Origin of the sequence: Glaesserella australis (genome assembly GCF_003260095.1) — a bacterium.
Classification (GTDB): domain Bacteria; phylum Pseudomonadota; class Gammaproteobacteria; order Enterobacterales; family Pasteurellaceae; genus Glaesserella; species Glaesserella australis.
Genome location: NZ_PTPX01000003.1, coordinates 19,831 through 42,978, shown reverse-complemented (window position 1 = coordinate 42,978; position 23,148 = coordinate 19,831). Strand labels below are relative to the sequence as shown.

Below are 23,148 nucleotides of genomic sequence, written 5' to 3'. Positions count from 1 at the left end.
ACGAGAAGCATCCCGAGTTAAATATAGAAAAGACAACAAATCGAATAGAAGGGCTATTTAAAGAACTTAAAGACAAATTACGCCCACATAGTGGTTTAACGAGAAAACATAAGATATTGTTTATACAGGATTTTTTAAATAAAAGGAGTTGGTAATGATTACGGGAAATAATAATTACCAACTATTTTGTCCTATATGCCGATAAAAAGGCGAGAGCGCTTCCAGCAAACTCTCGGCACACGGAAATTTCAATTCTGGCTGCTTTCTTCCGAACCTGACCAAGTAAACTGAACTCCATTGCGAGAAACCAGAAGCGCTCTCATTGGATTACACGAGTTGTGTAAGGCTTCAAATTATAGATGGACTCCCGCTCTAATACAAGCAAAAAAACAAACAAGCGGTGCGATTGCTGTAAAAATTTGCAAAAAGCCAGACTCATCCGACCGCTTGTGTCTATCTTTTCCTGTTTCTTTCTTTTACACTGACTAAAATTGCTTAGGAAAGGAAAAAATATGTCTCAAGCATTAAGTCGCTTAATCGAATTACTTACTTTAGAACGTTTAGATGACAACCTATTTCGTGGTGAATGTGAAGATGATGGTTTACCACAAGTGTTTGGGGGGCAAGTCGTTGCGCAGGCGTTATCAGCAAGTATGAATGTGGTAGATGAATCTCGCCATTTACATTCATGCCATTGCTATTTTCTACGGGCGGGAGATGTGGCTTATCCGATTATTTATGAAACGGAAATCCTTAGGGAAGGGAAAAGTTTTACTGTAGTGTCTATTAATGCGAAACAACATAATGAAGTGATTTGTCGTGTGATGGCTTCTTTCCAAGTTGTTGAACAGGGTTTTGAACATCAAATTCAAGTAGAGAATAACTTAGAACCTGATAGCCTATTTTCTGAAAATGAGTTAATCCAGTCCCTTGCATTGATGTTGCCTTCTCCATTAAAAGAAAAATTTCAGAAAGAGAGAGCGTTTGATGTTCGCCTAAAATATGTGAATCATCCATTTCAGGGCAAAAAATTGCCACCAGAACAGCTTGTGCTAGCAAAAACCAATGGCATTGCGCCAACATCTCTTCGTTTACAACAATGTTTACTCGCTTACTTTACGGACTTCCATTGCATATTAACCATGTTACACCCACATGAACGGGGATTTTTGCAACAGGGATTAAAAGTCGCAACGTTAGACCATAGCATTTGGTTTCATCGAACGTTTAATTTAAATCACTGGACACGATTTCAGCTTGATACCCCAAATGCTTCAGGCTCAAGGGGGCTTGCTCGTGGGCAAGTTTTTGACCAAAACGGTAATCTTATTGCGAGTTATCAACAGGAAGGGCTAATTCGAGAGCTTGTAGACGTTGTAAAAAGCGATACTATGTAGTCGTTATACAAAACTCAGAAAAGCTTGTAAAGACGGGTTTATCTCCCCGAAACACCCAATATTTAATAGGCGGAGATACCCCCTGCTCCTACGCTGTATTTGTGTAACTGCTACATAAAACCGGATATTTCTCTACCCGTATATGGATGTGAATTTGGGTGGGGATTTATGCAAATGCTATATTAAATTGTAATTTTTTGCTTGCTTTTTTTTTTTTTTTTTTTTACAATCATTAAGTTTGTTTTTTTGGAAGAAAAGGCAAACATTTATTATAACAATAATATTTTATTCATAGAGAAACCCTTTGCCTAAGTTGTTTTCTTAGGCTTTTTTTACCCTAAAATTTATCCTTTCTTACTTAGTACTAATATCATGATTGATTTCCGTCCTTTTTATCAACAAATTGCAACTACTCGTCTTTCAGACTGGTTAGAAACCTTACCTTTACAACTTAAACAATGGGAAAAGCAAACCCACGGTGACTATGCAAAATGGGCAAAGATCATCGAACATTTGCCGAACCTTGAGGCAACGCTTAATTTAGTCGATAAAGTAGAAGCGATTGCTACAGAGCCTTTAAGCACTGGAGAAACGCAACGTTTGGTTTACCACTTAAAACAACTTATGCCATGGCGTAAAGGTCCTTATCATTTACATGGTATTCATGTTGATTGTGAATGGCGTTCAGATTTTAAGTGGGATAGAGTTTTACCCCATCTTTCTCCTTTAAAAGATAGAATAATTTTAGATGTCGGTTGTGGTAGTGGGTACCACATGTGGCGTATGGTTGGTGAAGGGGCAAAAATGGTGGTGGGGATCGACCCGACAGAGCTGTTTTTATGTCAATTTGAAGCGGTACGTAAGTTGTTGAATAATGACCGTCGTGCGAATTTAATTCCCCTTGGGATTGAGCAGATGCAACCTTTACAAGTGTTTGATACGGTTTTTTCCATGGGGGTTCTGTATCATCGTAAATCGCCATTAGATCATCTTTCTCAATTAAAAAATCAGTTAGTCAAAGGCGGTGAATTAGTATTAGAAACCTTAGTGATTGATGGTGATGTAAATGATGTGCTTGTGCCAGCCGATCGCTATGCAAAAATGAAAAATGTCTACTTTATTCCTTCTGTACCTGCTTTGATTAATTGGCTAGAAAAAGTTGGATTTAAAAATGTACGTTGTGTAGATGAAGAGGTTACGACAGTAGAAGAACAACGTAAAACCGAATGGCTTGAAAATGAGTCGTTGATTGATTTTCTTGATCCAGCAGATCATTCAAAAACGATTGAAGGCTATCCAGCACCAAAACGAGCGGTTATTATAGCCAATAGTTAAAAAGCAGTTTCCTATTAAAATAAAGGGACACCAAGGTGGTGTCCCGACACTATATTTGTGTATAGATTAAGTTAAGCGGGATTATCTATATCAATAAATTCTACGTCTAAGCCATATTCTTTACTTAACCACTCGCCTAGTGCTTTTACGCCATCTCTCTCTGTTGCATGATGTCCACAAGCAAAATAGTAGATCCCTTGTTCTCGTGCGGAATGTGTAGTTTGCTCAGAAATTTCACCGCTAATAAATGCATCAATGCCTTTGTTTGCAGCTAAATCAATATAACCTTGACCGCCACCAGTACAAATACCGACAGTTTTTATCTGTTTTTGTGGAAAATCGGTGATAAATTCATCGCATAAAATCGGTTTACGATTGAGAGCTTTTTCTAAACGGCCGGCGAGTTCTTGAGCGGAAATTGCTTCATCAAGCTCACCATAAACAGGGATAGAGAGCGGTTTATCTTCTAAGCCTTGTAGATTTTTTACGCCGACTTTTTCCGCTAATTGTGCGTTATTGCCTAATTCAGCGTGCACATCAAGGGGAAGGTGATAGCCAAACAAATTAATATCATGAGTCAGTAATTGTTTAATACGTTTACCTTTCATACCACGAATGCAAGGGTTTTCACTTTTCCAAAAATAACCGTGATGCACTAAAATTGCATCAGCATTTTTGGCGATGGCTTGTTCAATTAAAGGCAAACTTGCGGTAACGCCAGTGATAATTTTGCGAATTTCACGGCGACCTTCTACTTGTAAACCATTTGGGGCATAGTCTGAAATCGCTTTGTTATTAAGCTTTTCATCTAGAATTTGTTCAAGTGCTAGATTTGTTAACATAATATTTTCCTTATTCTTGTGCTAATGCAGTAATTGGATTTAAGCGCGAGGCATTTCTTGCAGGAATATAACCAAAAATAACGCCAATCAGTGTTGAGCAGAGTACTGCAACAACGACAGATGATGTAGATAAGACCATTTTAAAATCGGTTTCCCAAGAGTTAAAACTTAAAATAATGGTTGTTGCTAACAGAATGCCAATGACGCCACCTAATAAACAGATTAGGATAGCTTCAATTAAAAACTGTTGTAATATATTACCTTGTTTTGCACCAATCGCCATTCTTACGCCAATTTCTTTTGTGCGCTCTGTGACAGAAACTAACATAATATTCATTACCCCAATTCCTCCAACGACTAAGGAAATTAATGCAATTGATGAAATGAGTAATGTCATGGTATTTGTTGTACTTTCAATGGTTTGTTTAATCGTATCTGTATTCATCACGAAAAAATCTTTTTTTCCATGACGAGTAGTGAGAAGCTCCGTTAAACTTTTTTCAGCTGTTTGGCTTTCAATGTCTGATTTGATTTTTACGGTAATAGAATCAATTTTTTTCTCTCCCGAAATACGTTGCATCAAGGTAGTATAGGGTGTCCATAGATTTAAGTTTGTGAATTGCTGCATATTATTTTGGCTGGCAACACCGATGATTTCTAATGGTTTTTTATCTATCAAGATAATTTGTCCTAGCGGATTTTCCAAGCCTAATCCTTTTTGGGTATTCGGATCAATCACGACAACTTGTGCTGCTTCTTTCACTTCCTGTTCATTAAATAATCTCCCTGAAATGAGAGATATACCTCTTACATCAAAATATTGTTCACCAACACCATTGATTTGCCCTGTTACTGCAGTATTGCGAAAAATTAATGTCCCACTATGAGAACTATTGGGTGTTGCACTTTCCACATAACTTTGGTTTCCCAATGTACTAACATCTGCAATCGTTAGATTTTTAGTTAGGTTAGCTCGACGATCACCAAATCCTGTCCCGTTGTAAATACTCATGGTATTTGTACCTAAGTTATTGATATTAGAAAGAATTTGTTCTTGAGAGCCTTTTCCCAATGCTACAACGGAGATAACAGAAGCAATACCAATAATAATGCCTAGCATGGTCAGCAATGCTCTTAATTTATGCGCCATAATGGCACTTGTTGCCATTTTGAAAGACTCATAAAGTTGATCAAGAAAGCGAGGATGTCCACTTTCACGTTTGTATGAATCCGTTGGAGCATGTGCAGGGTGTTGGCGTTCATCACGAATAATCTCGCCATCTTTAATCTCAATAATACGTTGAGCATGGGAGGCGATCTTTGGGTCGTGTGTGACAAGAATCAGTGTGTGACCTTCTTTGTGTAACTCTTGTAAGATTTCCATCACCGTTTCACCGCTATGAGAATCTAACGCACCCGTCGGTTCATCGGCCAAAATAATTTCTCCGCCATTCATTAACGCCCGTGCAATACTCACACGTTGTTGCTGACCGCCAGAAAGCTGATTGGGTTTATTTTGTGTTTTGTCCGAGAGCCCTAATTTTTTAAGTAATTCTTTAGCTCTCGCTGAACGTGCTGATGAATTTATCCCTGCATAAATCGCAGGTAAAGCTACATTTTCTTCAGCACTGAGTGCGGATAATAAATTATAGCGCTGAAAAATAAAGCCAAATTTCCGTTGGCGTAGGTTTGAAAGTTGATCTGAACTGAGACTTTGGGTTTCTTTCCCTTCAATTTTATAGGAGCCTGAACTTGCTGTATCTAAACAGCCTAAGATGTTCATTAAGGTAGATTTTCCTGAGCCTGATGCACCAATAATGGCAACAAAATCACCTTGTTCGATCGTTAAATTGACATTTTTAAGAATATGTGCGGGAGATTCGGGGTTTCCCACATATTTATTGAGATTTGTAATTTCAATGAGTTTCATAGATTCCGAGTAATGATATATTTTTATCATTGACAAGATGAGTGAGACATTGGTTCAACAAGCGGTAGTTTTTGCAAGGTTTTTTACAAAAATCACCGCTTGTCATAGAGATTTATTATTCAAACCAAAGTGGTAATTGCATTTTGACTCTAAGCCCGCCAAGAGAACTTTTTTCAGCTTTAACTGAACCGTGATGTTGTTGCATGGCGTTGTCGACAATTGCTAATCCTAATCCAGTGCCGCCAGTTTGACGAGCGCGATCTTCTTGTACCCGATAGAATGGACGGAAAATTGCTTCATACTGATCTTCTGGTACACCTTCACCATCGTCATCAACCAAAATATATAAGCTAGTTGAATCAATATAACACATAATTTTAACAGTAGAATGAGCATACTTTTTAGCATTTCGAATAACATTTTCTACTGCACTTGAGAGTAATGTGACACTACCATTAATAAAATAACGATCAGGATGTAAAATACGTTGACTGATAACGAGAGTAAAACCGCTCTGTTCTAATTCAAATTTCGCATCTTTAAAAACATCATCCCAAATTTTATGAACGGGGAAAACTTCACGTTTTAAATGATGATTGCTTTCTTTTCTTGAAAGTGCTAATAAATCATGAATCATATTATCTAATTTGAGAATTTCACCTTCAATTCGAGAAATTTCACTGGATTCTCCAGTACGGCGGCGTAATAACGATAGTGCTAACTGCATACGTGTTAGCGGGGTTTTTAGTTCATGTGAAATATTAGAAATTAGGCGTTGCTGATAGCTACTTAAGCGCTCTAATGCAATAATCATTTGATTAAAACTAGTACCAACTTGGCGAAGCTCCATAATCCCTTCTGTTTCAAGTTTTGGATTTACGGCTAAGTTTCCTCGTGCAACGGCATCTGCAGCAAGACGTAGTTCTTTCACAGGTTTAGCAATGCGATAAGATAGCCATAACATGACTGGCGTACTGACAAGTAAAAGTAGGAGAAGCATTAGCCACGGAGAATCAAACATATCATTAATATATTCTCTCTGCGCATCTACTTTTTTCATAAAATAGAGATTGTATGGTTTGCTATCTGATTTTGCTAAAAAGGGCCCATAAAACTCAATATTGTCAAAACGACGTTGTAAGGGATTATAATAATTTTTTGCTTTATACATAAACACATGAAACTCGTCAGATGTGTCGTCTTTTACCCCAGCAATATGAGAATCGATAGGATCTACAAGAATAATGTCAAAACCGTTAACGGACTTTAGTGATAAATTTCGGCGAGAGATTTCATCAAGATTATATTCTTGTACAACATAGCTAGTTTCTTGTTGCATAAGACGAAGTTGAAGGTCTTCTATTCTTTTAAAAATACGAGCATCTAGATTAGGAAGTAATAGTGCTAATGTAAGAACGATAGCAATAATTACCATAAACGAAGCAAAAATCTGATAGGCAAGATAAGTTCTAAAATTGGTGAGCTTTAACATAATATACCACACTAAATGACAAATCCCTCAACAGTGCAAGCAATGTGAGGGATTTTCTTTTGATATTATTTATTTTTCAGTAACAAGCAAATATCCACGTCCACGCAAGGTTTTAAACCAAGGCAAATCATCATTCCGTTCAGGAAGTTTTTTACGTAAATTGGATATATGCATATCAATTGCTCGATCATAAGGCGTTAGGCGTTTTCCTAAGATCTCTAAGCTAAGTAATTCACGTGATAAAATTTGACCTGGATTCCGCATAAGAATTTGTAATAAAGCAAATTCAGTACCAGTTAAATCAAGATCTTTACCTTCGTAAATAACTTGCTGACGACCAGGATGTAATTCTACACCCCCAAATTGAAGATGCTTACGATCATCTTCATGGTTTGGTTCGATAAAGTTATCTGCAATATGAACTGTTTTAGTATTGGCTGAACGGCGTAAAATTGCTTTAATTCGAGCAACTAATTCACGATCATTGAATGGTTTAGGTAAGTAATCATCAGCACCTAATTCTAAGCCTAAGACGCGATCAATTTCATCATCTCTTGCACTTAACATCAGTACTGGTGTTGAATAGCGCTGTCGAACTTGCTTTAACGTTTCAATTCCATTTAAGACTGGCATCATTACATCAAGTAATATGAGATCATAATTGTGAAACTCCAATTCATTCAATGCTTCTTGACCATTGTGTACGGTATGAATATCAAAACCTTCTAGTGAAAGTAATTCTGCAAGAAGCTCGGTTAAATCGATATCATCATCAACAAGTAAAATTTTTGGCATAGCACGATTTCCTATTCCATCTAACATTATTCTGTTAGTTTATCTTTATTTCTTTACATAAACTAATTCTATCTCACACTTTACCGAATTTTGTCAATTTATTCCACTTTTTTTATTTCATTCCAAATAAAATCTAGTTCAGATAAAGTGCAGTCTTGTGGCTTTTTCCCTTGCTGTTTAAGGACTTTCTCTACTTTCTTAAAGCGGTTTTCAAATTTTACATTTGCATTGCGAAGTGCTGTCTCTGCGTCAACTTTATGATGTCTACATAAATTTACGGTAGCAAAGAGCAGATCGCCTAATTCTTCCGCTAATTTTTCAGGTTGTTGCAGGATGATTTCTTCACGCACTTCATCCAGTTCTTCTTCTACTTTTTCAAAAACACCTTGCGGATTATCCCAATCAAAACCGACTTTTGCACAACGTTTTTGTAATTTATCCGCACGGGTCAGGGCAGGCAGAGCAAAAGGCAAATCATCTAAAATCGACTGTTGCTGTTTCGCTGCTTTCTCTTTGGCTTTTTGTGCTTCCCAATTTTGCAACGCTTCTTCGCTGTTATTCGCTGTAGTATCTCCAAAAACATGAGGATGGCGATAAATCAGCTTATCGTGAATGTCGTTTAGTACATCTTGAAAGCTAAATGTTCCTTCTTCTTTAGCTAATTGACTAAGAAATACTACCTGAAGTAATAAATCACCCAATTCTTCACGTAAAGCGGTACGATCTTGAGTATGAATTGCTTCTGCTACTTCGTAGCTTTCTTCTAATAAATTAGGAATCATCGAATCAAAGGTCTGCTTAATATCCCAAGGACAGCCAGTTTTCGGATCTCGCAGATGTGCGACGACTTGTAAAAATTGTTCAATACTAACCATATATTGCTCCCTAAATAAATCTATTGTCTGCCTATGTGAGATAAATGTCTATAACATTTGTCAATTTTGTTCAAGAGCGGTATGCTTAACGTTATTCATTTATCTAAATTCACCTGAATTTATAAGGAATCACTATGGATTTAGCCTATCTTCAAAAACTACCCCAAGCGGAATTTACCACTCGTCGTCAGCGTGTGTTTGAGCAAATGCAAGATAATTCAACGCTGATTGTGTTTACCGAAACGGAAAAGCGCCGTAATAACGACTGCGATTACCTGTTTCGTCCTGACAGCTACTTTTGGTATCTCACGGGCTTTGCGGAGCCGAAATCGGCGTTGGTGTTAATCAAAAGAGCGGGGCAGTGTGAGAGCTTGATTTTCTTACGGAAAAAAGATCCGCTCATGGAAACATGGAACGGTCGCCGTTTAGGGATTGAGCTTGCACCTAAAACGTTAGAGGTCAATGAAGCTTATGATATTGAAGATATTCGCTCCGTTTTTGCAAAAAAAATAGAAAATTTAACCGCTTGTTACTACGCTCGTGGCGTACAGACATGGGGCGATGACATTGTATTTAGTGCATTTGATGCCGTTAAAGCAAACCGTCAGCAACCACCAACAACACTTATTGATTGGCAACCGATGTTGTCAGAAATGCGCTTGTTTAAGTCTGAAGCAGAAATCGCCTTGTTGCAACAAGCGTGCCAAATTTCTGCTTTTGGGCATATTCGAGCGATGAAACAAACTCGCCCGAACCGTTATGAAATGGAAATTGAGGGGGAAATTCAGCACGAATTTTCTCGCTTTGGCTCACGTTTTGTCTCTTACAATCAAATTGTTGCCAGTGGCGATAACGCCTGTATTTTGCACTACAACGAAAACGACCAAGTATTGAAAGACGGCGATTTGTTATTGATTGATGCAGGGGCGGAGTTTGCAATGTACGCTGGCGACATTACCCGAACTATTCCGATTAATGGCAAATTTTCGCCAGCCCAACGTGAAGTGTATGAAATTGTGCTAGAAGCGCTCAAAGAAGCGACCAAGCTGCTTGTGCCAAAAAGCTCAATCAAATTAGCGAATGATAAAGCTGTCCGCATTATGACAGAAGGCTTGGTGCGCTTAGGCATTCTTAACGGCAATGTTGATGAACTGATTGAAAACAAAGCCTACAAACCATTCTATATGCACGGCTTAGGGCACTGGCTTGGTTTAGATGTTCACGACGTGGGCGACTACGGTAATGAGCGAGATCGCCCGTTGGAAATTGGTATGGTACTGACCGTCGAACCGGGTTTATATATCCCGAAAGATGCCGATGTGCCAGAGCAGTACAAAGGGATCGGCATTCGCATTGAAGATAACTTATTGATTACCGAATATGGCAATAAAAATTTAACATCAGGTGTACCGAAAGAGATTGATGAGATTGAATTGATAATGGCGGCTGTGTGAAAATTTTGACAGAGTAACCATTTTCGTTAGAATGCAAAATATGATTTTTTATAAGAGGCAAACACAATGACACAAGTTTATAATTTCAGTGCAGGGCCAGCAATGATGCCAACGGCTGTTTTAGAAAAAGCACAGGCGGAATTGCTTAACTGGCAAAATCAGCACACATCAGTAATGGAAGTAAGCCACCGTGGTAAGCTGTTTATGGAGATGATCACCGAGTGCGAAAAAGATTTCCGTGAGTTGTATCACATTCCAAATAACTACAAAATTCTCTTTTTGCAAGGCGGGGCGAGAGGGCAGTTTGCGGCGATCCCGATGAATTTGATCGGCGAAAAGGGCAAAGCGCTCTATCTTACTAGCGGACATTGGTCGGCAACGGCGGCAAAAGAAGCCCGTAATTTCTGTGAAATTGATGAAATTAACATCTTAGCACAAGGCGATGAACTGAAAGTCGGCAACCTTGATTTTAGCGATATTGCCGAACAATACGATTATGTTCACTACTGCCCGAATGAAACCATTAGTGGTGTGGAAATTTTCGAGTTGCCAAAGGTGGGCAATGCGGTGCTGGTGGCGGATATGTCGTCTAACATTCTGTCTCGTGCAATCGACATCAGCAAATTTGGCATTATCTACGCTGGGGCACAAAAGAACTTAGGGCCGGCAGGGATTACCATTGTGATTGTGCGTGAAGATTTGATCGGCAAAGCTCGCAAAGCCACGCCGTCCATTTGGAACTACGAAACCCAAGCCAACAACGATTCAATGATCAACACGCCGCCGACGTTTGCGTGGTATCTCTGCTCGTTGGTCTTTAAACATCTGCTTGAATTGGGTGGATTAGCTGAAATGGAAAAACGTAATCACGCCAAAGCGGAATTGCTTTACAACTACCTTGACCAAAGCTCGTTCTATCGCAATACCGTAGCAAAAAACAACCGCTCTTTAATGAACGTTACTTTCACTACAGGCAATGATGAGTTAAATGCAAAATTTGTCGCAGAAGCGACCGCTTGCGGTTTACAAGCCCTAAAAGGACACAAGGTGTTAGGCGGAATGCGTGCCTCAATCTATAACGCCATGCCAATCGAAGGCGTGCAAGCATTGATTGCATTTATGCAGAAGTTTGAACAAGAAAACCAATAATAAAGGAATCGATATGCAATTTATCAACATCGCCAACGAAGGAGTTAAAACGTTAGCTCCCTATCAAGCAGGTAAGCCGATTGAAGAGCTTGAGCGTGAATTGGGGATTTCAAATATTGTCAAACTTGCGTCAAATGAAAACCCGTTTGGCTTTCCTGAAAGTGCGAAGCAAGCGATTTTAAAGCAACTTAATGATTTAACTCGCTATCCTGATGCGAATGGTTTTGAACTCAAAGCAACTATTGCCAAAAAGTTTGGGGTGAAGCCTGAACAAATCACTTTAGGTAATGGCTCAAACGATCTGCTTGAGCTGTTCGCTCATACCTTTGCGAGCGAAAAAGATGAAATTATCTATTCGCAATATGCCTTTATTGTCTATCCGCTTGTGACTAAAGCGATCAATGCAGTGGCACGTGAAATCCCTGCGAAAAATTGGGGACACGATTTGGCGGCGTTTGAGCAAGCGATCAACGACAAAACTAAGCTGATTTATATCGCCAACCCAAATAACCCGACAGGTAATTTTTTATCTGAGAGCGAAATTGATGCTTTTCTTGCTAAAGTACCAAGTAAAGTGATTGTGGTGCTGGACGAGGCTTACACGGAATTTACCGACCCGAAAGAGCGGTTAGATTCCTTTGCTTTAGTGCAAAAATACCCGAATTTGATCGTCTCTCGCTCGCTTTCTAAAGCTTACGGTTTGGCAGGGTTGCGAATTGGTTATGCGGTTTCTCACCCTGAAATTGCCGACTTGCTCAACCGTGTACGTCAGCCGTTTAACTGCAATAGTCTTGCGTTAGCTGCCGCCATTGCTGTAATGCAAGATGATGCGTTTATTGAGAAAGTGGCTGAAAATAACCGCAATGAAATGCAACGTTATGAAGCTTTCTTCAACGCAAATCAATTAGATTATATTCGTTCCAAAGGTAATTTTATTACGGTGGATCTAAAACAGCCTGCCCAACCCATTTATCAAGCCTTGCTACATGAGGGCGTGATCGTTCGTCCAATTGCAGGTTATGGTATGCCGAATCATTTGAGAATCAGTATTGGATTGCCGGAAGAAAATGATCGTTTCTTTGTAGCATTAACGAAAGTCTTAGGGTAGATGAATAAAATAATAAAACCACCATTAGCGGTGGTTTTATTGTTTATATGATAGTTACGCTTTCTCAGTTTTTTTAGATGCGTGTTCTGCCATTCTTCTACGGATTTCGCGGCGCTCTTTTGATAATTCAGCATTACGGATCATGTAATCATCTACACGATTTTCATAGTCATCTTTCATGTTATGGATAATGGCTCGAATTTCATCAATAGACATATTATCAGTAATATATTGATTTAAATTCTCTAAAAGCAATGCACGTTTTTGATTATCACGGATCTTTCTATCGTTATCTGCTGTTTCACGTAGCAGTTTATTTTTTAAACGATAAAGATGTACATAATCTAACATATCTTGGAAAGGTTGTTTTTTATTACTATCCATTGAAATTTCCTCATAGTAGGTAAAGTAGTTCATATAAATCGTAGACTGGTTATTCTTTAGTGTCAAAAGGTTTGTGAAAAATTGTGAAGATAACTTGATAAAGTTTAAGGGAATAAATAACATTAGTCAGATATAAAAAATAGCGCTATGCCCAGCACTGTGCAATGTGCTAGAATAACGAGATCAAATTTGAAAAGAATTTTTATTAGGAGAAATCAATGACAAGCGCGAATAAACGTTCCGTTCCTACACTTTTTTCATCAAAAACAGATATCTATAGCCATCAAGTTCGTATTGTTTTGGCAGAAAAAGGGGTGGCATATGAAATTGAAAATATTGCACCTGGTTCAATTTCTGAGGATTTAGTAGAAGTTAATCCACGAGGAACAGTTCCAACGCTTGTTGATCGTGATTTAGTCTTATCTAATGCACGAATTATTATGGAATATTTGGATGAGCGTTTCCCTCATCCTCCATTAATGCCTGTTTATCCTGTATTACGTGCACAGTGCCGTTTGAATATGCATCGTATTCAGAATGATTGGTACTCATTAATGGACTTTATTGATCGTGATCCAACGACACCTGATGCTCAAAAAGCACTAAATCAGTTACGTGAAGAAGTATTAGCACTAGGTCCTGTATTTGCAGACTCTACCTATTTTTTAAGTGAAGATTTTAGTTTAGTGGATTGCTATGTGGCTCCATTACTTTGGAAAATGAGTAGCTTAGGTGTTGAATTTACAGGTGCAGGCGCTAAAGCGGTCAAGGCTTATATGAGCCGTGTCTTTAAGCGAGATAGTTTTGTGCAATCTATCGGCGGTAGCGTACCTAAAAATCTAATGGACGACAAAGATTAATGAAAGCCTTACGCCCTTATCTTTACCATGCTTATTACAACTGGATCATTGATAATGACAATACCCCTTATTTATTAGTCAATGCACAATATCCAGATGTAGATGTACCCATGGAATTTGTTCGTGATGGTAAAATTATCTTAAATATTTCACCACGTTCTATTGGTCAATATGTTGTAAACGATGAATTCATTAGCTTTAGTGCTAGATTCCAGGGTATGCTACGTGATATCTATATTCCATTTGGTGCTGCAGAAGCGATTTATGCACAAGAAAATGGAGATGGTGTGATGTTTCAAGAAGAGCCATTTTATTCAGAAGAAAGCTATCTAAAACGCATGGCATCTAAACAACCTGAACTTGAAAAGAAAGCGCCAATTAAGAAAAAAAGCTCACATCTAAAACTTGTTAAATAACATTATCAAAGTTTAGCATTGCCCTTATTCCTGATGGTTTAAGGGCATTTTATTTCTGTTAAGCGATAAATTTTTGAACCGCACGAATAACTGCATCGGGTTTTTCAGCATGAACCCAATGGTCCGCATTACTGACGACAAAGGATCTTGCTTGTGGAAATTGTGTCAGAATCTGTTTTGTATCTTTATCTTGTAAATAATCCGATAGCGCACCTTTAATAAAAAGTGTGGGTTTATCCACAAAAACAGGGTTCCACCCCATTAAATTTGCATAATTCTGTCTTAAGCCTGATAGATTAAATTTAAATGACTCAGGGCTTTGTGGATCAAAGGATTTCAACATAAATTGTTGAATCCCTTCATCATCAATCCCTTTAGCAATTGCCAGCTTTGCTTCTTGGCGATTTGCTGGCTTTTCTGCTTTTACCGCAAATAACCCTGCAAAAATATCATCATGACGATGAAGATGGTAAGCAACAGGTGCAATATCAATAACGACTAATTTATCGACAAGTTCTGGGGCAATATGTGCAAGTGTCATTGCTGTTTTTCCGCCCATAGAATGCCCAATAAGAATCACATTATCCAGTTTGAGATGAACTAAAAGATCGCGTAGATCTTCAGCCATCACTGCATAATTCATGGTATCGCTGTGAAAAGACTGTCCATGATTGCGTAGGTCAACTCTTAAAATATTAAATTGTTCAGAAAAAGCTCTGGCGATAACACCTAAGTTATTGAGATCGCCGAACAAACCGTGGATAAATACCATGGTTTGTGCTGAATTTGTTTCAGGAAGAGACGCTTTTTGAAATTGATGATGAAGATACATTTTTTCTGCCATTTTTTATCTAAAATTTATCCAAATATCGTATTTAGATCCTGTCAAAAAGATCGGAAATGCGTATAATGCCTAGAATTTTTCTGGAATCAAGTTATTTAGGGGACAAGATGAAAACAATCGAAGTTGATGATGAATTATACCATTATATTGCAAGCAGAACTCAGTCTATTGGTGAAAGTGCGTCAGATATTTTGCGTCGTTTACTACGTTTACCAGCTTCACCACAGCCGTTTGTACTTGTACAAGAAAATATGCTGAATGAGTTAAAAGATCTCGCTAAATTGCCGAAGAAAAAACAATCACTTAATCAGCAAGAAAAAATTGTAAAACAGATTGAGTTTGTACTTGCATCAAGTGCATTTATTAATGAAACTAAAGGTGTAAATCGTTTTTTACAGCTACTTTCTGCTATTTATCGCGCAGATCCAGAAGGATTTTCTCATGCGACAGAAAATGTTCAAGGCAGTGAACGTATTTATTTCGCTCGAGATGAACAAACTATTTTAGCCACGGGCTCAAGTGTAAAAGCGAAGCAAATTCCAGATTCGCCATTTTGGGTAATTACCAACAACAATACGGAACGCAAGGGTATTATTCTTTGTGCATTAATGAATGCGTTAGAGTTACCTGAAGAATTAGTTGCTCGTATTAAATCCCTATTTAATTAGTCAAAGATATCTATGCCTTTAGTAGAATTTCCTGTTTTTCCCATTGTACATTGGGCTGAGAAAAAGGCTCAATCGTGTGCGGTTGTGTGGGAAAAAGGAAATTCTGTCTTCTCTTCTCTTCCTTCATCTATTTCTTGGCAGTCATTATCCCAATTCCTTGTGCAAGCGGTGAGTTTGATGGATTTTTTTGCAAAAGAGCATCGCGTTATCGCCTATTTAGGTTCAGATCGATTCATTGGGTTACTTTGTTATTGTGGTGCTTTAACAAGTGGCAGACAGATTTTAATGTTAAACCCGGCAATAACTGAGCAACAGAGAGAGCAAATCTTGCAGAATAATCAAATTAAGATTTTGATAACCGATCAGCTTTTTGTAAAATTTTTTGAGAATCCGACCGCTTGTAAAAGCGATTTAAATCAAGTAATCACCCCTTTAGATTTACATCAGCCTGCAACGTTGACCTTAACATCAGGGTCGTCAGGTAAACCAAAAGCTGTTGTTCATACCATGGCGCAACATCTAGCCAATGCCCAAGGGGTTTGCGATTTTATGCACTTTAGTGAAACAAACTCTTGGCTACTGAGTTTGCCGTTGTTTCACGTATCAGGGCAGGGCATTGTATGGCGTTGGCTAATGCAAGGTGCGACGCTTTATATTAGCGAGACAAAAAACAGCTTTTGGCACTCATTATCTAAAGTAAGCCACGCTTCTTTAGTGCCAACCCAATTACAGCGTTATTTAGACTGGCTTGGTAATAAACATATTTCACAACATATTTTGTTAGGCGGTACCGCAATTCCTGAAGATTTGATTGTTCAAGCCCAAAAACAAGGGATCACCACTTACGTAGGTTATGGTATGACCGAAATGGCATCGACCATTTGCGCTGTGAAAAATGAGAGAGATAATGTTGGTTTCCCTTTAGCCAATCGAGAAGTAACTATTGTTGAAAATGAAATTTGGGTGAGAGGTCAAAGTTTAGCGTTAGGTTATTGGAATAAAGGCGAAATAATACCATTAACGAATCAAGATGGCTGGTTTGCCACGAAAGATCGTGGTGCTTGGAACTCTCAAGGAAAATTAACGGTATTAGGCAGATTGGATAATATGTTTATTTCAGGCGGCGAGAATATTCAGCCAGAAGAAATAGAGCAGATTTTATTATTGCACCCTTGGGTAACGCAGGCGTTTGTCGTGCCAGTGTCTGATGTGGAATTTGGCGAACGTCCTGTGGCTGTTGTTGCATTAAGCGAACCATTTCATCAACAAGCGGTCAGTTCATTGCAAGATTTTGCAAAACAGCGCTTAGAAAAATTTAAACAACCTATTCAATATTTCCCCTTAGATAAAGGTATTGAGCAAGGAAGTGGGATTAAAATTTCCCGTAAGCAAATCAAAGAGTATGTAGCACAACGTATAAGAGAGAACCATGTTTAAAAAGTCATTTTGGTTAGCAATATGTTTATCCTTCTTTTCAGTTGCCGTGCAAGCAGCACCTGAAGATGTTATTTCAGCAGATGATCTAAAATTACAGTTAGATTCTGTAAAAGCAGATACATCGGGTGAATCGACACAATTAGCGAAGAACCTAGAAGGTGCGATTGGCTTTCTTGAAAAAGCAAAGAAGCAAGAACAAGATCTTGTTGCGTTACAAACTAAAGTTGCAGACGCACCTAAAACGCTGAATTCTTATCAGCAGAGCATTGCTAAACTAACAGAAGATCTCAAAGATGAAACGAATCGTTTTACACAATTAGAAACGTCAGAATTAGAGAAAAAACAAGACAGTATTCACCAAGAATTGAACACATTACAAGCAGCATTAAATGAAGTGAATGCAAGCTTGACCACTTATCGTTCAGCAACAGAACAAACACGAAAACAGACAGCAGAAAATAATCAGCAAGCAGAGAAATTAACCCGTTGGAAATATAACAGCAAAGCCAGTAAATCGCTCATTGATAAATATAATGCGGAACTAAAATTTATTGATGCTAATAACAAATATAATCTTTATCTTGGACAAAATGTCGATTTACTGCTCTCGGTTGATGAAGCAAAACGTTCAGAACTTACCCTAAAACAACAGATTTTGCAAAAACAGCTTACCGATCTGCAAGAAGTGCTGAACGCTAACCGCCTAAAAGCTTATGAGGCACAAGCAAAACAAGCCGAAGAGTTAAAAGCGAATAATAAAGTTGAAAATCCATTGATTCATGATGAATTGTCGATCAATACGGATCTTAGTCAATTTTTAGTCGAGCAAACTCAAAAAGCGAATACTTTATCGCGTGATAATTTACGAGCAAAAAATGTTTTAGATAGTCTAACCCAGACACAACGTAATATTGAAGAGCAAATTAGTGCCCTTCAAGGGACGTTGGTGCTTTCACGCATTATTAATCAGCAAAAACAAGCGTTACCAACAGAGAGTTTGATTAAAGGGTTAGCAAATGACATTGCGAATCTTCGTGTTGAGATATTTAACTTATCACAAAGTCGTGATGAGCTTTATAACATTAATAATGTAATTTCAAAGATTGAAACGACGAATAAAGTTCTCTTTGATGATAATGAAAAGAAAACACTGACCAGTATTCTTACAGAGCGTGAAAAAATTATTATTGATTTAATTAAAACATTAAATCTACAGCTCAATCTATCTAATGAAATTGAAGCTACGCAACGCCAAATCATTACGATCAGTGATAATCTGCAAAACCAGCTACAGCAACAGAGCTTTTGGGTTAAAAGTAATAATCCTATCGATCTTTCATGGTTAGAAACCTTCCCTAAACAAGCGATTGCAGAATTGGCGATGTTAACCCGTTATTTAGGGTTTGAGAATTTAGGAGAAAATTTACCTTCTACCTTGGCATTTATTGGTATGTTATTGCTAATTTATGGGGCGATTTTATGGAAGAAACCAGCCATTAAAGCCAGATTAGCGGTATTGAATAGTCAGATTAATACGCTTAAAAACGATAGTCACTGGCACTCACCAGAGGCAATGTTATGGACCATTATTTTAGCCTTACCAAGTGGCTTGATGTTTCTTGTCATCGCGACTGTTGTATTGTATCTCTTTTTCCCAGACCCTCTTGCTGCATGGGGTTGGGTAATAAAAGCGGTTGGTTATTGGCTGTTTTTTGCAACGATTTTATCCTTGTTACGTCCAAATGGATTAGCCTATCGCCATTTTGGCATGCCACAAACAAGTAATGAGATTTTCCAACGTATTATAAAGCAGTCTGTATGGATTGTGGTTTTACTGTTGGTGTCATCCATATTCTCTCAAGTTGAAGTGATTGGATTTACCAACGATGTGATTGGTCAGGTTGTGACTATTGTTGCCCTAGCATTATGTACCTTTGTGGTACGTCCGTTACTCGATCGTGGTATTCAAGAATATGAAAATGCGAAAACAGAAGATGGCAAAAAACGCAGTGTTAGCCTATTTAAACTTTTACGTTTTGTTCTCTTTATCGTACCGCTTACGTTAATCGTATTAATCATTCTAGGTTATTACTATACGGCGGTTTATCTCATTGAACATATTATCAAAACCTATTTAGTCGCATTGGTTTGGGTATTTGGGCGTTATTTTGCTTATCGTTCGTTAACGATCTCATCTCGCCGTATGGCATACCGCCGTTTACAGAAAAAACGGGAAAAATTAAGAGAACAAAACTTAGAACAAAATAAAGAAGAGCCAAAAGATAAACCTGAAGAAGTGATAAAAATTTCAACGGTCAATGAACAAATTTTCCGTATGGCAGATTTGATTGGTTGGGTTGTATTATTTGTCTCTTTATATGCAATTTGGTCTGATTTGATCAGTATTGCTTATTATCTCAATAATGTGATTTTATGGGAGCAGGTTGAAACCACCTCAAAAGGTACCGTCGTAGAATCGGTTACGTTACTGAATATTTTGCGTTCTATCCTTTATGTGACTATCACTTATGTCCTTGTGAAGAACATTAAAGGGATACTCGAAGTCACTTTCTTCTCTCGATTAAAATTATCGAAAGGAACGCCACATACCATTACCGCAGTATTAACCTATTTTATTGTTTGTTTTGGAAGTATTTCGGCGTTTTCTGCGCTAGGAATCTCATGGAGTAAAATTCAGTGGGTATTTACGGCACTTTCTGTCGGTCTAGGTTTCGGGGTGCGAGAAATTTTTGGTAGTTTTGTCTCTGGGACAATTTTATTATTTGAACGCCCGATTCGTGTTGGCGATAAAGTGACGGTTGGCAACTTTACAGGGGTCATTACCCGTATCCGCTTGAGATCGACAACCTTAGTGGACGATGAACATAAAGAAGTTGTATTACCAAACCAAGCATTTGTCACGGACCGTTTTATTAACTGGACATACAATAATACGATTACCAGATTGCAAATTATCATTAAGATCAGCACAGAGGCGAATTTAGAGCTTGTACGGAACTTATTATTCCAAGTAGCAAGCGAAGCCCCTAAAGTGATGGAAGAACCATCACCAAATGTAAATTTAGTCGGATTTGGTGATGGATGGATTGAACATGAATTTACGGTTTATGTTCCTGAATTAGACGACCGCAGTGCAACACGTAATTTCCTTTATAAAAGGATTACTGAATTATTTAACCAACATCATATTAAAATTGCCTTCAATCAAATGGATGTGCATTTGCATCAACCCCAAGAGAAAAGAAGGCTGATTAAATCTTTTAAATAAGGAAACGAATTCATGGCAGGCAACAGCATTGGACAACTTTTTAAAGTCACTACTTTTGGCGAGTCACACGGTATTGCATTAGGCTGTATCGTCGACGGTGTTCCCCCTAATATGCAACTGAGTGAAGCAGATTTACAACCTGATTTAGATCGTCGCAAACCAGGAACATCTCGTTATACCACACCACGTCGTGAAGATGATGAAGTTCAAATTCTCTCGGGCGTTTTTGAAGGTAAAACAACAGGTACGAGCATAGGTTTAATCATCAAAAATGGTGACCAACGTTCACAAGATTATGGTGACATTATGCATAAATATCGCCCAGGGCATGCAGATTATACCTATCAACAAAAATATGGTATCCGTGATTATCGTGGCGGTGGACGATCATCAGCACGTGAAACGGCAATGCGTGTAGCAGCGGGCGCAATTGCTAAAAAATATCTCAGAGAACAATTTGGTATTGAAGTCCGTGGTTATTTGTCACAAATTGGTGCTGTAAAAATTGATCCTAAAACGGTAGAAAATATTGAAAAAATTGATTGGCAACAAGTCAACAGCAATCCTTTTTTCTGTCCTGATCCGATTGCCATCGAAAAATTTGATGAGTTAATTCGTGAATTAAAAAAAGAAGGTAATTCGATAGGCGCAAAATTGACTGTTATTGCAGAACACGTTCCCGTTGGTTTAGGTGAACCTGTTTTTGATCGTCTTGATGCTGATCTTGCTCATGCCTTAATGTCGATTAATGCAGTAAAAGGCGTTGAGATTGGTGATGGTTTTGATGTTGTGGAACAAAAGGGTAGTGAGCATCGTGATGAAATGACCCCAGATGGTTTCTGTTCAAATCACGCTGGTGGTATTTTAGGGGGAATTAGCTCGGGTCAGCCAATTATTGCCCATATTGCGCTAAAACCTACTTCCAGTATTACTGTCCCAGGTAAAAGCGTGAATATCAATAATGAACCTGTTGAAGTGGTTACTAAAGGTCGCCACGACCCTTGCGTTGGTATTCGTGCTGTACCTATTGCAGAAGCGATGATGGCGATTGTGTTGCTTGATCATCTATTACGTTTTAAAGCCCAGTGTAGATAAATGCTTTATCTACACAGCAGATTTTTTGAAACATAACGATTTATTCTTTTCATCATAAATAGTACAAGCGGTTAGATTTAACAATAAATTCACAAAATTTAGAGATAATGTTACCGCTTGGATTATTTTTCTACAACAGCGTGAAAAAAACTTCACAAATCTCACCGCTTGTTTCCTACCAAATTAGCGTAAAATCGCTTATAATCTCACCCTTTCTAACTCAAATTAACTAAACCGAATTCTTTTTAAAATTTTGAAGGTAATACAATGTCTGAAGTCGAAAACCAAGAATTAGATCTCAATGGCGAAATGATTGCTCGCCGTGAAAAATTAGCTCAATTACGTGAGCGTGGTAATCCATTCCCGAATACATTCCGCCGTGAAGATAAAGCGGAAGATCTACATAAGCAATATGATGAAGTTGATGGCGAAGAACTTAAAGCCAAAGAAATTCCTGCAGTGGTGGCAGGGCGTATTATGTTGCGTCGTGTGATGGGTAAGGCGACATTTATTACCATTCAAGATGTCAGCGGTCAAATTCAGCTTTATGTAGCGCGTGATAACTTGCCTGAAAATGAATATGAAAATACCGTTGGTCTGTTAGATTTAGGCGATATTGTTGGTGTGAAAGGAACATTGTTCAAAACCAAAACGGGCGAATTGACCGTGCGTGCAGCCGAATTACAGCTTTTAACCAAGGCACTTCGCCCATTGCCAAACAAACACAAAGGCTTAACCGACCAAGAAACTCGTTACCGTCAGCGTTATTTGGACTTAATTGCGAACGAAGAGTCTCGCCGTGCTTTTGTGATCCGCTCAAAAGTAGTGTCAGGTATCCGTCAATTCTTCTTAGAGAAAGATTTTATTGAAGTTGAAACTCCGATGTTACAAGTGATCCCAGGCGGTGCAGCGGCAAAACCATTTATTACGCACCACAACGCCTTAGACGTGGATATGTATTTGCGTATCGCCCCTGAGCTTTACTTAAAACGCCTTGTAGTTGGCGGTTTTGAGCGTGTATTTGAGTTAAATCGTAACTTCCGTAACGAAGGCGTTTCGGTGCGTCACAACCCTGAGTTTACGATGATCGAGTATTATCAAGCCTATGCGGATTACCACGATTTAATGGATAACACAGAGGAATTATTACGCAAACTAGCCTTAGATATTTTGGGAACAACCACTGTACCTTACGGCGAATATGTGTTCGATTTCGGCAAACCGTTTGAGCGTATCACCATGCACGAAGCAATTGTGAAATACGGCAACGGTATCTCAATGGATGATTTACACGATTTCGACAAAGCCGTTGCGATTGCTAAAGGCTTAAACATTGAAATTCAAAAATCGTGGGGATTGGGTTTTGTGGTAAATGCGATCTTTGAAGAAGTGGCAGAACATCAATTAATTCAGCCAACATTCTTAATGGCTCACCCAGCGGAAATTTCACCGCTTGCTCGCCGTAACGATGAAAATCCAGAAGTAACAGACCGCTTTGAGTTATTTATCGGCGGACGTGAAATCGGTAACGGCTTCTCAGAATTAAATGATGCCGAAGACCAAGCAGAACGTTTCCAAGCTCAAGTGCAAGCGAAAGAAGCGGGCGATGATGAAGCGATGTTCTACGATGATGATTTCGTGGTGGCTCTTGAACACGGCTTACCGCCAACGGCAGGCGAAGGCTTAGGCATTGATCGTTTAGCGATGATTTTCGCTAACGCACCGTCAATTCGTGATGTGATCTTATTCCCTGCGATGCGTCAGAAATAAGTTAATCT

At 38.5% G+C, this 23,148-nt stretch carries 19 protein-coding genes and 1 other RNA gene; 12 read left to right on the top strand and 8 right to left on the bottom strand.

Features of this window, described 5'->3' with window-relative positions; translation table 11 throughout:
• Window positions 1–216 precede the first annotated feature (216 nt).
• An RNA gene (gene ffs / locus C5N92_RS02160) (signal recognition particle sRNA small type) lies at window positions 217–314 on the bottom strand.
• A 198-nt stretch (window positions 315–512) separates the two neighbouring features.
• Between ffs and C5N92_RS02155 the strand changes: the two genes are divergently transcribed.
• Both C5N92_RS02155 and cmoB read left to right on the top strand, forming a co-directional pair.
• Window positions 513–1,397: an acyl-CoA thioesterase gene (locus C5N92_RS02155; protein WP_111749245.1), complete on the top strand. Its 885-nt coding sequence runs from the start codon at window positions 513–515 to the stop codon at window positions 1,395–1,397.
• A gap of 372 nt (window positions 1,398–1,769) precedes the next feature.
• Window positions 1,770–2,732 carry a tRNA 5-methoxyuridine(34)/uridine 5-oxyacetic acid(34) synthase CmoB gene (gene cmoB, locus C5N92_RS02150; protein ID WP_111749244.1) on the top strand — a complete coding sequence of 321 codons (963 nt, stop codon included), beginning with the start codon at window positions 1,770–1,772 and terminating at the stop codon, window positions 2,730–2,732.
• A gap of 71 nt (window positions 2,733–2,803) precedes the next feature.
• Here cmoB and C5N92_RS02145 read toward each other — a convergent pair whose 3' ends face one another.
• The 5 genes from C5N92_RS02145 to mazG all read right to left on the bottom strand — a co-directional run bounded on the left by C5N92_RS02145 (window position 2,804) and on the right by mazG (window position 8,666).
• Window positions 2,804–3,577: a Nif3-like dinuclear metal center hexameric protein gene (locus tag C5N92_RS02145; RefSeq protein WP_281267736.1), complete on the bottom strand. Its 774-nt coding sequence runs from the start codon at window positions 3,575–3,577 to the stop codon at window positions 2,804–2,806.
• Window positions 3,578–3,584: 7 nt separating this feature from the next.
• Window positions 3,585–5,504: a MacB family efflux pump subunit gene (locus tag C5N92_RS02140; protein WP_111749242.1), complete on the bottom strand. Its 1,920-nt coding sequence runs from the start codon at window positions 5,502–5,504 to the stop codon at window positions 3,585–3,587.
• Window positions 5,505–5,619: 115 nt separating this feature from the next.
• On the bottom strand, window positions 5,620–6,996 hold the full coding sequence (gene cpxA / locus C5N92_RS02135; protein ID WP_111749241.1) for an envelope stress sensor histidine kinase CpxA: 1,377 nt from the start codon (window positions 6,994–6,996) through the stop codon (window positions 5,620–5,622).
• Window positions 6,997–7,065: 69 nt separating this feature from the next.
• The gene (locus C5N92_RS02130) at window positions 7,066–7,791 is read right to left on the bottom strand and encodes a response regulator (protein ID WP_111749240.1); all 726 of its coding nucleotides are present in this window, start codon (window positions 7,789–7,791) and stop codon (window positions 7,066–7,068) included.
• 98 nt (window positions 7,792–7,889) lie between these two features.
• Window positions 7,890–8,666: a nucleoside triphosphate pyrophosphohydrolase gene (gene mazG / locus C5N92_RS02125; protein ID WP_111749239.1), complete on the bottom strand. Its 777-nt coding sequence runs from the start codon at window positions 8,664–8,666 to the stop codon at window positions 7,890–7,892.
• 134 nt (window positions 8,667–8,800) lie between these two features.
• On the opposite strand from mazG, the gene pepP reads away from it, so the two are divergent.
• From pepP to hisC, 3 genes are all read left to right on the top strand, one after another.
• Window positions 8,801–10,120, top strand: a complete 1,320-nt coding sequence (gene pepP, locus C5N92_RS02120; protein ID WP_111749238.1) for a Xaa-Pro aminopeptidase — start codon at window positions 8,801–8,803, stop codon at window positions 10,118–10,120.
• 66 nt (window positions 10,121–10,186) lie between these two features.
• Window positions 10,187–11,269 (top strand): 3-phosphoserine/phosphohydroxythreonine transaminase, encoded by a 1,083-nt coding sequence (gene serC, locus C5N92_RS02115; protein WP_111749237.1) that lies wholly within the window; start codon window positions 10,187–10,189, stop codon window positions 11,267–11,269.
• Window positions 11,270–11,282: 13 nt separating this feature from the next.
• Window positions 11,283–12,377 (top strand): histidinol-phosphate transaminase, encoded by a 1,095-nt coding sequence (hisC, locus tag C5N92_RS02110; protein ID WP_111749236.1) that lies wholly within the window; start codon window positions 11,283–11,285, stop codon window positions 12,375–12,377.
• Window positions 12,378–12,431: 54 nt separating this feature from the next.
• Here the strand turns inward: hisC and C5N92_RS02105 are convergent, their stop codons facing one another.
• Window positions 12,432–12,761 (bottom strand): DUF496 family protein, encoded by a 330-nt coding sequence (locus tag C5N92_RS02105; RefSeq protein ID WP_111749235.1) that lies wholly within the window; start codon window positions 12,759–12,761, stop codon window positions 12,432–12,434.
• A 218-nt stretch (window positions 12,762–12,979) separates the two neighbouring features.
• On the opposite strand from C5N92_RS02105, the gene C5N92_RS02100 reads away from it, so the two are divergent.
• Both C5N92_RS02100 and C5N92_RS02095 read left to right on the top strand, forming a co-directional pair.
• Window positions 12,980–13,621 carry a glutathione S-transferase N-terminal domain-containing protein gene (locus tag C5N92_RS02100; protein WP_111749234.1) on the top strand — a complete coding sequence of 214 codons (642 nt, stop codon included), beginning with the start codon at window positions 12,980–12,982 and terminating at the stop codon, window positions 13,619–13,621.
• Window positions 13,621–14,037, top strand: coding sequence for a ClpXP protease specificity-enhancing factor (locus C5N92_RS02095; protein ID WP_111749233.1), 417 nt, complete (start codon window positions 13,621–13,623; stop codon window positions 14,035–14,037). Before C5N92_RS02100 ends, C5N92_RS02095 begins: the two co-directional genes overlap by 1 nt.
• Window positions 14,038–14,095: 58 nt before the next feature.
• Here C5N92_RS02095 and C5N92_RS02090 read toward each other — a convergent pair whose 3' ends face one another.
• Complete coding sequence (locus C5N92_RS02090) at window positions 14,096–14,881, bottom strand: alpha/beta fold hydrolase (protein WP_111749232.1); 786 nt, start codon at window positions 14,879–14,881, stop codon at window positions 14,096–14,098.
• Window positions 14,882–14,988: 107 nt separating this feature from the next.
• Between C5N92_RS02090 and seqA the strand changes: the two genes are divergently transcribed.
• The 5 genes from seqA (at window position 14,989) to lysS (ending at window position 23,140) form a co-directional block, all read left to right on the top strand.
• The gene (gene seqA / locus C5N92_RS02085) at window positions 14,989–15,549 is read left to right on the top strand and encodes a replication initiation negative regulator SeqA (RefSeq protein ID WP_111749231.1); all 561 of its coding nucleotides are present in this window, start codon (window positions 14,989–14,991) and stop codon (window positions 15,547–15,549) included.
• A gap of 12 nt (window positions 15,550–15,561) precedes the next feature.
• A complete protein-coding gene (menE, locus tag C5N92_RS02080) occupies window positions 15,562–16,986 on the top strand; it encodes an o-succinylbenzoate--CoA ligase (protein ID WP_111749230.1) in 1,425 nt (474 codons plus the stop codon).
• The gene (mscK, locus tag C5N92_RS02075) at window positions 16,979–20,275 is read left to right on the top strand and encodes a mechanosensitive channel MscK (protein ID WP_111749229.1); all 3,297 of its coding nucleotides are present in this window, start codon (window positions 16,979–16,981) and stop codon (window positions 20,273–20,275) included. Before menE ends, mscK begins: the two co-directional genes overlap by 8 nt.
• A gap of 12 nt (window positions 20,276–20,287) precedes the next feature.
• The gene (gene aroC, locus C5N92_RS02070; RefSeq protein WP_111749228.1) at window positions 20,288–21,370 is read left to right on the top strand and encodes a chorismate synthase; all 1,083 of its coding nucleotides are present in this window, start codon (window positions 20,288–20,290) and stop codon (window positions 21,368–21,370) included.
• 267 nt (window positions 21,371–21,637) lie between these two features.
• Complete coding sequence (lysS, locus tag C5N92_RS02065; RefSeq protein WP_111749227.1) at window positions 21,638–23,140, top strand: lysine--tRNA ligase; 1,503 nt, start codon at window positions 21,638–21,640, stop codon at window positions 23,138–23,140.
• Window positions 23,141–23,148 lie beyond the last annotated feature (8 nt).